General features: G+C 66.9%; 10 protein-coding genes. 5 read left to right on the top strand and 5 right to left on the bottom strand.

Annotated elements, in window-relative coordinates; genetic code table 11:
• The first annotated feature begins 26 nt into the window (after window positions 1-26).
• Window positions 27-1,232 carry an EAL and HDOD domain-containing protein gene (locus tag LCI23_RS00050; RefSeq protein ID WP_224942166.1) on the top strand — a complete coding sequence of 402 codons (1,206 nt, stop codon included), beginning with the start codon at window positions 27-29 and terminating at the stop codon, window positions 1,230-1,232.
• Window positions 1,233-1,400: 168 nt separating this feature from the next.
• Here LCI23_RS00050 and panC read toward each other — a convergent pair whose 3' ends face one another.
• The 5 genes from panC to metG all read right to left on the bottom strand — a co-directional run bounded on the left by panC (window position 1,401) and on the right by metG (window position 7,078).
• Window positions 1,401-2,240 (bottom strand): pantoate--beta-alanine ligase, encoded by an 840-nt coding sequence (panC, locus tag LCI23_RS00045; protein ID WP_224942158.1) that lies wholly within the window; start codon window positions 2,238-2,240, stop codon window positions 1,401-1,403.
• Between the two features lie 27 nt (window positions 2,241-2,267).
• Window positions 2,268-3,155, bottom strand: a complete 888-nt coding sequence (locus tag LCI23_RS00040) for a ScpA family protein (RefSeq protein WP_224942156.1) — start codon at window positions 3,153-3,155, stop codon at window positions 2,268-2,270.
• Between the two features lie 18 nt (window positions 3,156-3,173).
• Window positions 3,174-3,383, bottom strand: coding sequence for a DUF3460 family protein (locus LCI23_RS00035; protein WP_224942154.1), 210 nt, complete (start codon window positions 3,381-3,383; stop codon window positions 3,174-3,176).
• Between the two features lie 58 nt (window positions 3,384-3,441).
• A complete protein-coding gene (locus LCI23_RS00030; protein ID WP_224942152.1) occupies window positions 3,442-4,764 on the bottom strand; it encodes a hypothetical protein in 1,323 nt (440 codons plus the stop codon).
• Between the two features lie 166 nt (window positions 4,765-4,930).
• On the bottom strand, window positions 4,931-7,078 hold the full coding sequence (gene metG / locus LCI23_RS00025) for a methionine--tRNA ligase (protein ID WP_224942150.1): 2,148 nt from the start codon (window positions 7,076-7,078) through the stop codon (window positions 4,931-4,933).
• A 174-nt stretch (window positions 7,079-7,252) separates the two neighbouring features.
• Between metG and apbC the strand changes: the two genes are divergently transcribed.
• The 4 genes from apbC to gltX all read left to right on the top strand — a co-directional run bounded on the left by apbC (window position 7,253) and on the right by gltX (window position 13,560).
• A complete protein-coding gene (gene apbC, locus LCI23_RS00020; RefSeq protein WP_224942141.1) occupies window positions 7,253-8,341 on the top strand; it encodes an iron-sulfur cluster carrier protein ApbC in 1,089 nt (362 codons plus the stop codon).
• A 39-nt stretch (window positions 8,342-8,380) separates the two neighbouring features.
• Entirely contained in the window at window positions 8,381-9,406 is a 1,026-nt protein-coding gene (locus LCI23_RS00015; RefSeq protein WP_224942139.1) for an RNA methyltransferase, read from the top strand.
• Between the two features lie 90 nt (window positions 9,407-9,496).
• A complete protein-coding gene (locus LCI23_RS00010; RefSeq protein ID WP_224942137.1) occupies window positions 9,497-12,085 on the top strand; it encodes a diguanylate cyclase in 2,589 nt (862 codons plus the stop codon).
• Window positions 12,086-12,168: 83 nt separating this feature from the next.
• Window positions 12,169-13,560, top strand: a complete 1,392-nt coding sequence (gene gltX, locus LCI23_RS00005) for a glutamate--tRNA ligase (protein ID WP_224942135.1) — start codon at window positions 12,169-12,171, stop codon at window positions 13,558-13,560.
• The last annotated feature ends 157 nt before the right edge of the window (window positions 13,561-13,717 follow it).

Genomic DNA, 13,717 nt, shown 5'->3' with positions numbered 1-13,717 from the left:
GTTCCAGACTTTTTCCCGGCGCCGCCATGCACCATACCAATTTCATTGTCCGTGAGCCGCTGCTCGACCCCGCGCAGCGCGTGATCGGCTATGAGCTGTCGTGGCAGCACCATGACGGCAAGCCGGCCGGCGGCGCCCACCTGGAAGCGCTGCTGGCCTTCGTGGCCGAACATGTCCAGCATCCCGAGCATGGCTGGCTGCTGCGCGACAAGGTCCTGTTCCTGGACGCGGTGCCGGAAATGCTGTCTACCGACGCCCTGCACGCGCTGCCGCCGGAACGCACCGTGCTTACCCTGCACATCCGCACGTTCACTGATCCCGCCGTGCGCACGGCAGTGCAGGCGGTGCGCGTGGGCGGGGTCGGGGTGTCGATCCGCGGCGCCGATCCGAAGCTGCTGGGGCGCAATCTGTCGCCGTATGCCTCCTACCTGGAAGTGCAGTTCGCCAGCCAGGACGTGGCGGCCCAGGCGCGCAGCTATGCCGCCGCGCGCCACGCGGCGGTGCGCATGGTGGGCCGCCCGGTGGCGAGCTGGGCCGATTTCGACGCCTGCGCCGCGCTCGGCCTGGACGCCTTTGTCGGCAAGCTGCACCTGACGCCGCGTCCAGGCAATCCGGTCAAGGGCATGAACGCGTCGCAGCAGGTGATCCTGCAGCTGATGCAGATGGTGCAGAACAACGAGGACGTACCGCGCCTGGAGAACGTGCTCAAGCGCGATCCGGCGCTGATCTACAAGCTGCTGCGCTACATTAATTCGGCCGGCTTCGGGGCGGCGCGCGAGGTGCAGTCGCTGCGCCAGGCGATCGCGCTGATGGGCTACGCGCCCCTGTACCGCTGGCTGGTGCTGTTGCTGGCGACGGCCAGCCAGAGCGGCTATTCGCCGGTGCTGATGGAAACCGCGGTGGTGCGCGCGCGCCTGGCCGAGCTGCTCGCCGCCCAGCGCCTGCGCGGCGAGGGCGAGCAGGTGTTCGTGGCCGGCATGTTCTCGCTGCTCGACCGCCTGCTGGGCCTGCCGATGAAGGAAGTGCTGGACACGGTGCCGCTGCCGGTCGAGGTCGTCAAGGCGCTGCTGGGGCGGGAAGGGCGCTACGGCCCCTACCTGGCGCTGGCCGAGGCCTGCGAGCTGAACTCGCGGCTGGTGGCCTCGCTGGCGGAGTCGCTGGGGATCAGTCCGCTGGAGCTGAACATGGCCCACCTGTCGGCCCTGTCCTGGGCCCAGTCGGTGGGCGTCTGAGCCGTCGCGCGCTTGCGTAGGGTGGGCGGGTTCTCCCGCCCACGCGTCCACACCACGGTGCTGCTGCCCGTGCGGATATTCATCACCTAACGATCACCGCGTGGGCAGGAAATCTGCCCACCCTGCGCGTTGCCGCGGCGGATGCGGCCCGCCGCCGCAGGGATCGCCTCAGATCTCCAGATTGTCGATCAGGCGCGTATTGCCCAGCTTGGCCGCGGCCAGCACCACCAGCGGCGCACCCGCTTCCAGCTCCGCCGCGCTCGGCGCCTGCAGGTCCATGCGCTTGCGGATCGACACATAGTCCGGCTGCCAGCCACGCGCGGCCAGGTGGTCCATGGCCTGGCGTTCGACCGCCAGCGGATCGCGGCTGCCGGCGCGCATCGCCTCGGCGACCGCGTTCAGCTGCTGGTACAGGACCGGCGCTTCCTGCCGCTCCTGGCTCGACAGGTAGCCGTTGCGCGAGGACAGCGCCAGGCCGTCCTCGGCGCGGAAGGTCTCGGCGCCGATGATCTCGGTGGGCAACGCGAACTGGCGCGCCATGTTACGCACGATCATCAGCTGCTGGTAATCCTTCTTGCCGAACACGGCCACGCGCGGCTGGACGCAGGAGAACAGCTTGGTCACCACGGTGCACACGCCGTCGAAGAAGCCGGGGCGGAACTCGCCTTCCAGCGTATTGCCCAGGCCTTCCGGCGGGCGCACGCGGTATTCCTGCGGCTCCGGGTACATGTCCTTCTCGGTCGGCGCGAACAGCACGTAGACGCCTTCCTTTTCCAGCTTTTCCACGTCGGCCTGGAAGGTGCGCGGGTATTTGTCGAAGTCCTCGTTCGGGCCGAACTGCAGGCGGTTGACGAAGATCGAGGCGACCACCGGGTCGCCATGGCGGCGCGCCAGGCGCATCAGGGACAGGTGGCCTTCGTGCAGGTTGCCCATCGTCGGCACGAAGGCGGTGCGCAGCTGGCCGCGCAGCTGGTCGCGCAGTTCGTCGATGGAGGAAATGATTTTCATGGTATCGGAAGCGGTAAGTGTTACGGCTCAGGCCGGCGAATAGGCCAGGCGCACGTAGATGGGGGCGAACGGTTCGGCCTGGGTGATCTCGATCAGGGTTTCCTTCGCCAGTTCGAGCATGGCGACAAAGTGTACAACCACGATCGGCACCGTGCCCTGGCCGGCGAAGAGTTCGGAAAATTCGACGAAGCGCTGCGCCTGCAGCGTGCGCAGGATGGCCGACATGTGCTCGCGCACGGACAGTTCCTGGCGCCCGATCCGGTGGTGCTGGGTCAGCTTGGCGCGGCGCAGCACCTCGAGCCAGGCGCGCTGCAGGTCCCAGGGATCGACGTCCGGCAGGCTGGGCGCCAGGCCCTGTTCCACGAACAGCTGGGGGCGCACGAAATCGCGGCCTTCCTGGGGCAGGGCGCCGAGCGCCAGCGCCGCCGCCTTGATCTGCTCGTAGTCGAGCAGGCGCCGCACCAGTTCCGCGCGCGGGTCGCCGGCGTCCTCGACCAGGTCATCCTGGCGCTTGGGCAGCAGCATCCTCGACTTGATCTCGATCAGCATGGCCGCCATGAGCAGGTACTCGGCGGCCAGTTCCAGGTTGCGCTGGCGGATCTGCTCGACGTACTCCAGGTATTGCAGGGTCACCTGCGCCATCGGGATGTCGAGGATGTTGAAGTTCTGCTTGCGGATCAGGTACAGCAGCAGGTCGAGCGGTCCTTCGAAGGCATCGAGGAAGACCTCGAGCGCGTCCGGCGGAATGTACAGGTCGCTTGGCAGGCGCAGCAGGGGCTCGCCGTACAGGCGCGCGATGCTGGCCTCGGCCGCGTCGGCGGCCGCGTTCAGGCCGGCATCATGGCTCGCGGGATCGTGCTCCGCCACCAGCCCGGAATCGGCCGGCGCACCGGGCGCGGCCTGCACTGGCAGCATGGGAGCGCTTCCCCGGCCTCAGACCTTGGTCTGGTACGGGTAGGCCTGCTGGCGCAGGCGCGACTGCTGGATGCGCTCCTGCTCGTCCAGCGACAGCGGCGCCTTGTCCCACAGCAGGGCGCGGCCTTCGACCTGGCGCGCGTCCATGCCCGGGTGCTTGGCTTTCAGTTCCTTGATGAACTTGGTGTGCTCGGACTCGTACAGCGAATGTTGTTTCTTGAAGAACATGGTTTTTAGAGAGAAATAAAGTGGCCGGGGCAGATTCTTCCGTCCCGGCATGGCTGCGTCAAGCCTGGCGGTGCAGTTCGTTCAGCTGACGCGCGATGATGTCGTGGCTGAGCCACAGTACCGGCGCGATCTTTTCCGAAGCACCATGGAACATCAGGGGGCCGGCGCCTTCCAGCACCAGGCTCGACAGGTGATCGGTGATCAGGGCCTTGCGGTCCTTGTGCAGGGCGGTGACCTGTTCCGAGGTGCCGATCATGACCTCGGCCAGGGCCGGGGTGTTGTCCATCGGCCAGGCGGCGAAGTTGCGGAACTCGGCGCTGGTGGCGTCGTTGTTGTAGCGTTCGATGGTGTCGAGCAGCGACTGCAGCGACACGCCTTCGCCCAGCAGGTCCTGGCAGATCTGCCACTGCTGCTCGGCCCAGGCGCCGCCGCCTTCCTTCTTCAGCGCGGTGAGCAGGGGGAACAGCGACAGTTCGACGCCCACGAAGATGTCGGAGGAATTGGTGCGGATTTCCGGGCAGTTGAACACGGTCGCATGCACGCCCGCATTCCAGGCGGCCTCGGCGATCGATTCCAGGCGCATCTTGGCATAGCCCTGGGTGTAGTTGGAATAGGTCTGCCACACGTACTGGCCACCGATCAGGATTTCTGTGCCGTGGTAACCGTAGGCGGTGTAGCGCACCTCGCCGCCGGCCCCCGTCACGCGCTCGCGGATCGCGCTGGACGCATCGATCAGGTACTTCAGGGTGTTGGCCGTGACTTCGTCGAAGTTCATCAGGATCAGCTTGCCCAGGTCGCTGTCGAGCAGGGCGCGCGAGGACATGAAGCGTTCGCCGCGGCCCTTGTAGATGCGGTTGGCAATGGCCAGGAAGGCCTTGATCTTGGGGATGCCGCCGGCCATGGTGTGGGCGAAGAACACGTTCGCGCCGTCCGGCACCAGCTTGTCGATTTCCGCCATCACGGTCGCGGCCGTGGTGGTGAAGCGGCGCACGCCGGCCTCGCGGCAGCGCTCGATCTTTTCCCAGTCCAGCTTGTCTTCCTGCCAGCTCTTGAGGGTGATCCCGGACAGCATCTCGGTCGGGTTCTGCTCGCCCTCCGGCGCATCCATGTCGAAACCGGCCATCAGCGGCAGGTTGATGATCCTGCCGCCGAGCTTCTCTTCCGCCTCAAGCAGCTCTTCGGCGGTAAGCGCGCGCAGGGCGCCGCCCTCGTCGCGGCGGCCGACGGTGATGCCGACGATCGTCATGCCGGCCTGGCGCGCCTCGTCGATCAGGCCATTGACATAGCCGCGGCCGAACAGTTCACCGAACAGGACGAAGACGTCGCCCTTGCGGAACACGTTGGCTTGCGGGATATGGCGGAGAGGGGTGAATTCGGTCATCTTGTTATCTACCTTGTCGTGAGTCTGAAAAGGGCCTGCCGGCGTGGCCGTAGGGGCGCGAGGTTCAGAGAAACGCGCCATTATAACGCTGCAACAGGACCCCGGATTGATTTCGGCGGCCGCCCGCGGCGGCGCCTCCAGGGCACCACGGACGGGCTTTGCCGGCTCAGCGGATGCGCATGCCCGGCGTTGCGCCCGGCATCGGATCGAGCAGGTACAGGCCCGGGTTGGCCTTCTCGTCCGCGGCGGAGGCGCACAGCACCATGCCTTCGGAGACGCCGAACTTCATCTTGCGCGGCGCCAGGTTGGCCACCATCACGGTCAGCTTGCCGACCAGTTGTTCCGGCTGGTAGGCCGACTTGATGCCCGAGAACACATTGCGGTAGCGGCCTTCGCCCACGTCCAGGGTCAGGCGCAGCAGCTTGCCGGCGCCCTCGACGTGTTCGCAATTGACGATCCTGGCCACCCGCAGGTCGACCTTCAGGAAGTCGTCGATCGAGATTTCCGGCGCCAGTTCCTCGATGGCCTCGGCTGCCGGCGCATCGACCGCAGGCGCTGCCGACGAAGCGGCCGGGGCGGCCGGGGCCGTGGCCACGGCAGGGGCGGCCGGCTTGTCGAACAGGTTCTCGACCATCTTGGCATCGACGCGCTGCATCAGGTGGCTGTAGGCGCCGATCGCGCGGCCCAGCATGCTTTCATAGACGGCGGCGCCATGGGTGTCGCTCCAGGCCAGGGCTTCGTCGCCGAGGAACCCGGCCACGCGCGCGGCCACCTGCGGCAGCACCGGCGACAGCATGATCGACAGCTGGCGGAACAGGATCAGGGCGGTGGTGCAGACGTCGTGCAGTTCGGCCAGCTTGCTGTCGTCCTTGGCCAGCAGCCAGGGCTTGTTCTCATCCACGTACTGGTTGACGATGTCGGCGATCTCCATGATCTCGCGCATCGCGCGGCCGTATTCGCGCGCTTCGAACGCGGCGGCGATGCTGACCTGGCGCTCGGCGCCGTCGACCATCAGGGCCTTGCAGATCCAGGCCTTGGCCGATGCCGACAGGCTGTCGGCCAGCTTACCGTCGAAACGCTTGGCGATGAAGCCCGCGCAGCGGCTGGCGATGTTGATGTACTTGCCGATCAGGTCGCTGTTGACGCGGGCGACGAAATCCTCGCCGTTGAAATCCAGGTCTTCGACTTTCGCATTCAACTTGAACGCCAGGTAATAGCGCAGCCATTCCGGGTTCATGCCCAGTTCCAGGTAGCGCAGCGGCGAGATGCCGGTGCCGCGCGACTTCGACATCTTTTCATTGTTGACGGTGAGGTGGCCGTGCACCGCCACCTTCAGCTTGTCGATGATCGGGTGCTGCGAGAAATTCAGCATCGCCGGCCAGAACAGCAGGTGGAAGGACACGATGTCCTTGCCGATGAAGTGGACCTGTTCGGCGGCCGGGTCGTTCAGGAAGGCCTCGTAATCGATGCCCGTCTTTGAAAAATAGTTCTTCAGCGAAGCCAGGTAGCCGACCGGCGCGTCCAGCCACACATAGAAAAACTTGCCTGGCGCGTCAGGAATCGGAATGCCGAAATAGGGCGCGTCCCGCGAGATGTCCCAGTCGGCCAGCTTTTCGCCGGTTTCGCCCAGCCATTCCGAGACCTTGTTCACCATTTCCGGCTGCAGGCGGCCCGGGGTGTTCAGCCATTCCTTGAGAAAAGCGAAGCAGCGCGGGTCGGACAGCTTGAAGAAATACTGTTCCGAAGGCTTCAGGATCGGGGTCGAGCCGGTGAAGACCGAGAACGGGTTGACCAGTTCGGTCGGCTGGTAGGCGGCGCCGCAGACTTCGCAGTTGTCGCCGTACTGGTCCTTGGCGTGGCAGGTCGGGCATTCGCCCTTGATGTTGCGGTCGGCCAGGAACATGCCCTTGACCGGATCGTAGAAGCGGTCCACGGTCCTGGTGACGATCAGGCCTGCGTCGCGCAGCTTGCGGTAGATGCCCTGCGACAGCGCGACGTTTTCCGGCGAATCGGTGGAATACCAGTTATCGAAGGCGATGTGGAAACCGTCCAGGTATTGCGGGCGGCCGGCGGCGATCTTGGCCACGAATTCCTGCGGGGTGATGCCTTCCTTTTCCGCCGCGATCATGATCGGGGTGCCGTGGGTGTCGTCGGCGCAGACGAAATGCACCTGGCGCGGCTGGCCGTCGGCGTCGCGCTGCATGCGCTGGAACCGGACCCAGATGTCGGCCTGGATGTATTCCATCATGTGGCCGATGTGGAAGGCAGCGTTGGCGTAGGGCAGGGCGGTGGTGACGAACAGCTTGCGGGTCATGGTCGAAGCGCTATGAGTTTGGGAAAAGATGCATTTTAACAGCGTAAGGCCCCCATGCGCAGGACGCTGCAAGCGCCGCCGCCGCTTTCCGGTGCGCCACGCGCCTGTCCGCGGGGGCAGTACGAACAATGTGGCATTTTGCGCTACACTGCGGCCCTCACCATGGAGAACTACATGAGCATCACTGAGAACGACGTCAAGGCGGTCCTGTCGGCGGTTATCGATCCGAATACCGGGAAGGATTTCGTTTCTTCCAGGTCCATCAAGAATATCCAGATCTCGGGCGCCGACCTCGCGTTCGACGTGGAACTGGGCTATCCGGCGGCCAGCCAGCTGGCCAGCATCCGCGAGCGCGTCGAGGCCGGCGCAAGGACGCTGCCGGGCGTGGGCAAGGTGAGCGCGAAGGTGTATACCAAGGTGCTGTCGCACGCGGTCCAGCGCGGCCTGAAGCTGATGCCGAACGTGAAGAACATCATTGCAGTGGCCTCGGGCAAGGGCGGGGTCGGCAAGTCGACCACCGCAGTCAACCTGGCGCTGGCCCTGAGCGCCGAGGGCGCCAGCGTCGGCATCCTGGACGCCGACATCTACGGCCCTTCGCAGCCGATGATGTTGGGGATCAATGGTCGCCCCGAGAGCCGCGACGGCAAGACCATGGAGCCGCTGGAAAACCATGGCGTGCAGGTGTCGTCGATCGGCTTCATGATCGACCCGGACGAGCCGATGGTGTGGCGCGGCCCGATGGTCACCGGCGCCCTGCAGCAGCTGCTCGAGCAGACCAACTGGCGCGACCTCGATTACCTGATCGTCGACATGCCCCCGGGCACCGGCGACATCCAGCTGACCCTGTCGCAGAAGGTGCCGGTCACCGGCGCCGTGATCGTCACCACCCCGCAGGACATCGCCCTGCTCGACGCGCGCAAGGGCCTCAAGATGTTCGAGAAGGTCGGCATCCCGATCATCGGCGTGGTCGAGAACATGAGCACCCATATCTGTTCCAATTGCGGCCACCACGAGGAGATCTTCGGGGCCGGCGGCGGCGAGAAGATGTGCCGCGACTTCGGCGTCGACTTCCTCGGCAAGCTGCCGCTGAACCTGTCGATCCGCGAGCAGACCGATTCCGGCCGCCCGACCGTGGTCGCCGATCCGGAAGGCCCGGTGGCCACCATCTACAAGGCGATCGCGCGCAAGGTGGCGGTCAAGGTGGCCGAGAAGGCGAAGGACATGAGCAGCAAGTTCCCGAGCATCGTGGTCAGGAACGACTGAGTTTTTTACCAGTTGGTCAAATTCCGGCTTCACTAGGCAATGCGCATTTCCGCCATCCGCGCCCGCCTGGCGGCGCTCGGCGCGCTGCCGCTGCACCAGGAGCGCGTGCTGCGCGACTGGGTGCAGGGCGCGGCCCACGAGCGCGGGCGCCGTCCCGCTTCCGACTTCCTGCCGAAACCGGTGCGCGCGGCGCTGCCGGCGCTGGACGCGGAGCTGGCGGCGCTGGTGCGGCTGGTGTCCTGCCATCCGGCGCACGACGGTTCCGAGCGGCTCCTGCTCGCCCTGGGCGATGGCCAGACGGTCGAGACCGTGCTGTTGCCGCGCGACGGGGTGTGCGTGTCGAGCCAGGTCGGCTGCGCGGTCGGCTGCCGCTTCTGCATGACCGGCCGCGACGGCTTGCTGCGCCAGGTGACGAGCGGCGAGATCGTGGCCCAGGTGGTGCTGGCGCGCGCCCGCCGCCCCGTGAAGAAAGTGGTGTTCATGGGCATGGGCGAGCCTTCGCATAACCTCGACAACGTGATGGAAGCGATCGAGCTGCTCGGCACCGAGGCCGGCATCGCGCACAAGAACCTGGTGTTCTCGACGGTGGGCGACCTGCGCGCCTTCGAGCGCCTGGCCGCGGCACGGGTCAGGCCGGCGCTGGCGCTGTCGCTGCACAGTACCCGCGCCGCGCTGCGCGCCGAGTTGCTGCCGCGCGCGCCGCAACTGGAACCGCGCGACCTGGCCGAACATGGCGAGCGCTATGCGCGCCTGTCCGGCTATCCGGTCCAGTACCAGTGGACCCTGCTCGAAGGCGTCAACGATGGGCCGGAAGAGCTGGACGGCATCGTCGAACTGTTGCGCGGCAAATACGCCATCCTCAACATGATCCCTTATAACACGGTGCCGGAACTGGCCTACCGCCGTCCCAGCTGGGAACGGGCGCGGGACATCGCGGCCGGGTTGAGGGCGCGCGGGGTCTTGACCACGCTGCGCGATTCGGCCGGACAGGAGGTTGATGGCGGCTGCGGGCAGCTGCGCGCGCGGGCGCTGCCGGCGCGCCGCATCCCGCTGCGGCAGGGGTGAACGCTTTCGAGAAACTCCTGTTTGAAATTAAAGATCAGAGGAAATTTCTTCCCTACACTCGAAGCTTCGTGTGTGGCGCATGGGATTCCGATGAGCGACAGCAGCACAAAAGGGTGGCGTGGATATTACCTCGACGTCGCCCACCGGTTCATACCGGCCGACCTGCGGCAGGATGTCGCCGTGCTCGCGCGCGCCGAAAACGTCATCAATGCGTCGCTGCTGGCGGCCATCGCCGGACCGGCCTACGCCCTGGTCTACTGGATGCTGGGCCAGGAACTGGCGGCGCTCGAAATCCTCGCCGCTTCTCTGGTGATGCTGCTGGCGCCTCCGGTACTGCGCCTGAGCGGCAGCATCGCGCTGGCGCGCGACCTTTACCTGAGCGCGCTGTTCTTCAACATGGTCTGGCTCAGCTGGTTCCTGGGCGGCATCCGTTCGCCCACCGCCAGCTGGCTGTTGACGGCGCCGGTAGTGGCGATGTTCCTCGGCGGGCCAGCCTGCGCCCTGGCGTGGCTGGCGATGAGCTGCGCCGCCGCGGCCGCGCTGTGGGGCCTGCCTGCCTTCGGCCTCCTTGCGCCGCCCCTGCCGGAGGGGCCGATGCTGGACATGCCGCTGCTCTACCTGGCGTGCGACCTCGGCCTGTTCGTGGTGGTGCTGGGCTTCGTGCTGCTGTTCGAGCTGACCAAGACCGAGGGCTTCGTCCGGCTGCAAAGCGCGATGGCGACCATCCATGAACTGGCGATCCGCGACGAACTCACGGGCTGCCACAACCGCCGTTTCCTGCTCGGCCTGGTCGAGCGGGAAAAGGAACGCAGCGACCGCAGTGCACGGCCATTCTGCCTGTGCCTGTTCGACATCGACTTCTTCAAGCGTATCAACGACACCTACGGACATGGTGCGGGCGACCAGGTGCTGCGCTGCTTCGCCCAGGCGGTCAAGGGCGAGATCCGCGCCAGCGATGCGTTCGGCCGCTATGGCGGCGAGGAGTTCCTGCTGATGCTGCCCGAGACCCCGGTGCCGGACGCGCTGGTGCTGGCCGAGCGCGTCCGGATCGCCACCGCCGGCCTGCGCTGCGCGACCGAGACGGGCACCGGGGGCGGCGGCGGGGGCGACGCCGAGCTCATCACCCTCACCGTGTCGGTCGGCGTGGCCGCCTACCGTCCGGGGGAGCCGAGCGCGCACACCATCGCGCGCGCGGACGAGGCGCTCTACCTGGCCAAAGCGCTCGGCCGCAACCGGGTGCAATGCCACGAGGCCGACGAGCAGCTGCCGGCGCTGGTGCCGGACAGCCGCCCCGGCGCCGAAGGCGGCACCGGCTGCGACCAGCTCACCGGCCTGCTCAGCCGCAAGCTGCTGCGCGAGCGCCTGCGCGACGCCATGCGGCGCGCCAGCCGCAACCGCCGCCTGGTGGCCCTGCTGCTGCTCAATATCAACGGCTTCAAGGAGATCAACCATGCCCTCGGCTGCGAGGCGGGCGACGCCCTGCTGAGCCAGGCGGGCCAGGCGATCCGCCAATGCCTGCGCGCCACCGATTCCGTGGGACGCTGGAGCGGCGACGAGTTCATCGCGCTGCTGGAAGACCTGGTGTTCGCTTCCGACGCCCAGGCGGTGGCCGAGAAGATCCTGGACCGCTTCGGCCTGCCGCTGGTGGTCGGCGGGCGCGAGTGCTTCGTGACGCTGGCGGTGGGCGTGGCCCTGTACCCGGCGGCCGACTGCGACCTCGATGCGCTGCTGCGGCGTGCCGACAGCGCCATGCGCAGCGCCAAGCGCATGGGCGAAAACAGCGTGCAGGTGTATTCGGGCGACTGGGCCCAGCCACAGAGCGAGCGCATGGCCCTCAAGAACGGCCTGCGCGACGCCCTGGCCCAGGGCCAGCTGTTCCTCGAATACCAGCCGCAGGTCGACCTGGCCACCAGGCGCGTGGTCGGGGTCGAGGCGCTGCTGCGCTGGCAGCATCCGGAATATGGCCTGGTGGCGCCCGGACGCTTCATCCCGCTGGCCGAGGAAACCGGGATGATCGTCCCGATCGGCGACTGGGCGCTGCGCACCGCCTGCCTGCAGAACCGCGCCTGGCGCGCGGCCGGGCTCCCGGAAATCAAGACCGCGGTCAACCTGTCGGCGCGCCAGCTGAAGGAGCCGGCCTTGCTGGCGCGCGTGCTCGCCATCCTGCGCGAGACCGGCATGCCGGCGCGCTGCCTCGACCTCGAGATCACCGAGGGCATGCTGATCGAGGACCTGGACGCCAACTGCGCGCTGATGAACCAGTTGCGCCAGGCCGGGGTGCTGGTATCGATCGACGATTTCGGCACCGGCTACTCGAGCCTGAACTACCTGTCCGAGCTACCGGTGGACATTCTCAAGATGGACGGCCTGTTCGTGCGCCGGCTGGCGGCGCGCGCGGGCGCAGGCGCGGACGGCGGATCCAGGGATGGCCGCTCGTACGCGCTGGCCGAGGCGATCGTGGCGATGGCGCACCGGCTGGGCCTGAACGTGATCGCCGAGGCGGTCGAGACGCCCGAGCAGCTGGCCGATTTGTGCGCGATGGGCTGCGACGTCGCCCAGGGCTACCTGTTCGCTCGGCCGCTGCCGCCAGCGGGGGTGGCCGCCATGCTGGCGCGCCAGGGCGGGATCGAACTGGGGACGGGGGCGGACGCGGGGATCGCGCCGCTGGTGCTGCATTAAGGCGGGCCGGCGCCTTCCCTGGCGCGTTCCGCGGCGCCCGGTGGCGGGGTAGAATAGGCCCTTTACCTTTTCCGCATCCAGACATGACCGTCCGCACCCGCTTTGCTCCCAGCCCGACCGGCTACCTCCACCTGGGCGGCGCCCGCACCGCGCTGTATTCCTGGGCCTACGCCCGCCACTTCGGCGGCAGCTTCATCCTGCGCATCGAAGACACCGATCTGGAACGCTCGACGCCGGAAGCCGTGCAGGCGATCCTGGACGGCATGCAGTGGCTCGGCCTGTCGCACGACGAAGGCCCGTTCTACCAGATGCAGCGCATGGACCGCTATCGCGAGGTGGTCGCCTCGATGCTGGAGCAGGGCACGGCCTACCTGTGCTACTGCTCGCCGGAAGAAGTCGAGGCGATGCGCGAGCGCATGCGGGCGGCCGGCGAAAAGCCGCGCTACGACGGCACCTGGCGCCCGGAACCGGGCAAGACCCTGCCCCCTCGGCCGGAAGGCGTGAAGCCCGTGGTGCGCTTCAGGAACCCGCTGGATGGCGAAGTGACCTGGAACGACGTGGTCAAGGGCCCGATCACCATCGCCAACAAGGAACTCGACGACCTGGTCATCGCGCGCCCGGACGGCACCCCGACCTACAACTTCTGCGTCTCGGTCGACGACTGGGACATGAAGATCACCCACGTGCTGCGCGGCGACGACCACGTGAACAACACGCCGCGCCAGATCAACATCCTGCGCGCGCTCGGCGCCGAGCTGCCGCAGTACGGCCACCTGCCGATGATCCTGGGCGCCGATGGCCAGAAGCTGTCCAAGCGCCACGGCGCGGTCAGCGTGATGCAGTACCCGGAACAGGGCTACCTGCCGGAAGCGATGCTGAACTACCTGGCGCGCCTGGGCTGGAGCCACGGCGATGACGAGATCTTCTCGATGGAGCAGTTCACCGAGTGGTTCAACCTCGATCACCTGACGGCGTCGGCGGCCCAGTTCAACCCGGAGAAGCTGGCCTGGCTGAACAACCACTACATCAAGCAGGCCGACAACGAGCGCCTGGCTGCGCTGGCACGCCCGGTGCTCGAACGCGAAGGCGCGCAGTTCGAAGGCGCTCCGGCCCTGCCGACCGTGTTCGCCCTGGTGAAGGACCGCACCAATACCATCAACGAACTGGCCGATACCGCCATGCTGTTCTACCGCGCGCCCAGGCCCGATGCCGCGCTACTGGCCCAGCACCTGACCGACGCCGTGCGCCCGGCGCTGGCCGCCTTTGCCGAGCGCTGCAAGACGGTCGAGTGGAACAAGGCCGCGATCGCCGCCCTGCTCAAGGAAGTACTGGCTGCCCATGGCCTCAAGATGCCGCAGATCGCCATGCCGCTGCGCCTGATCGTGACCGGCCAGCTGCAGACCCCGGCCATCGACGCGGTGCTGGAATTGTTTGGCCGCGAGACCGTCCTGGCGCGCATGGCAACGTCCCTGTAAGTTCTTTTTTGCGGAGTGCGCATTTTCTCAAAACAGGTATTGTCAACGCTAAATAGAAATGTCCCCTGTTCTGCAAAGTAGAAATGTCCCCTGGGGTCATGAAGCAGGAGCCAAGGCTAAAGGCGCCTTGATGTGCTCGAACTGAGCGCATGGCGGC

The organism is Massilia sp. MS-15, assembly GCF_020176695.1.
GTDB classification, from domain to species: Bacteria; Pseudomonadota; Gammaproteobacteria; order Burkholderiales; family Burkholderiaceae_D; genus Telluria; species Telluria hydrophila.
Note: the sequence above shows the minus strand (reverse complement) of the source record. Positions and strands in the feature narration are given on the sequence as shown.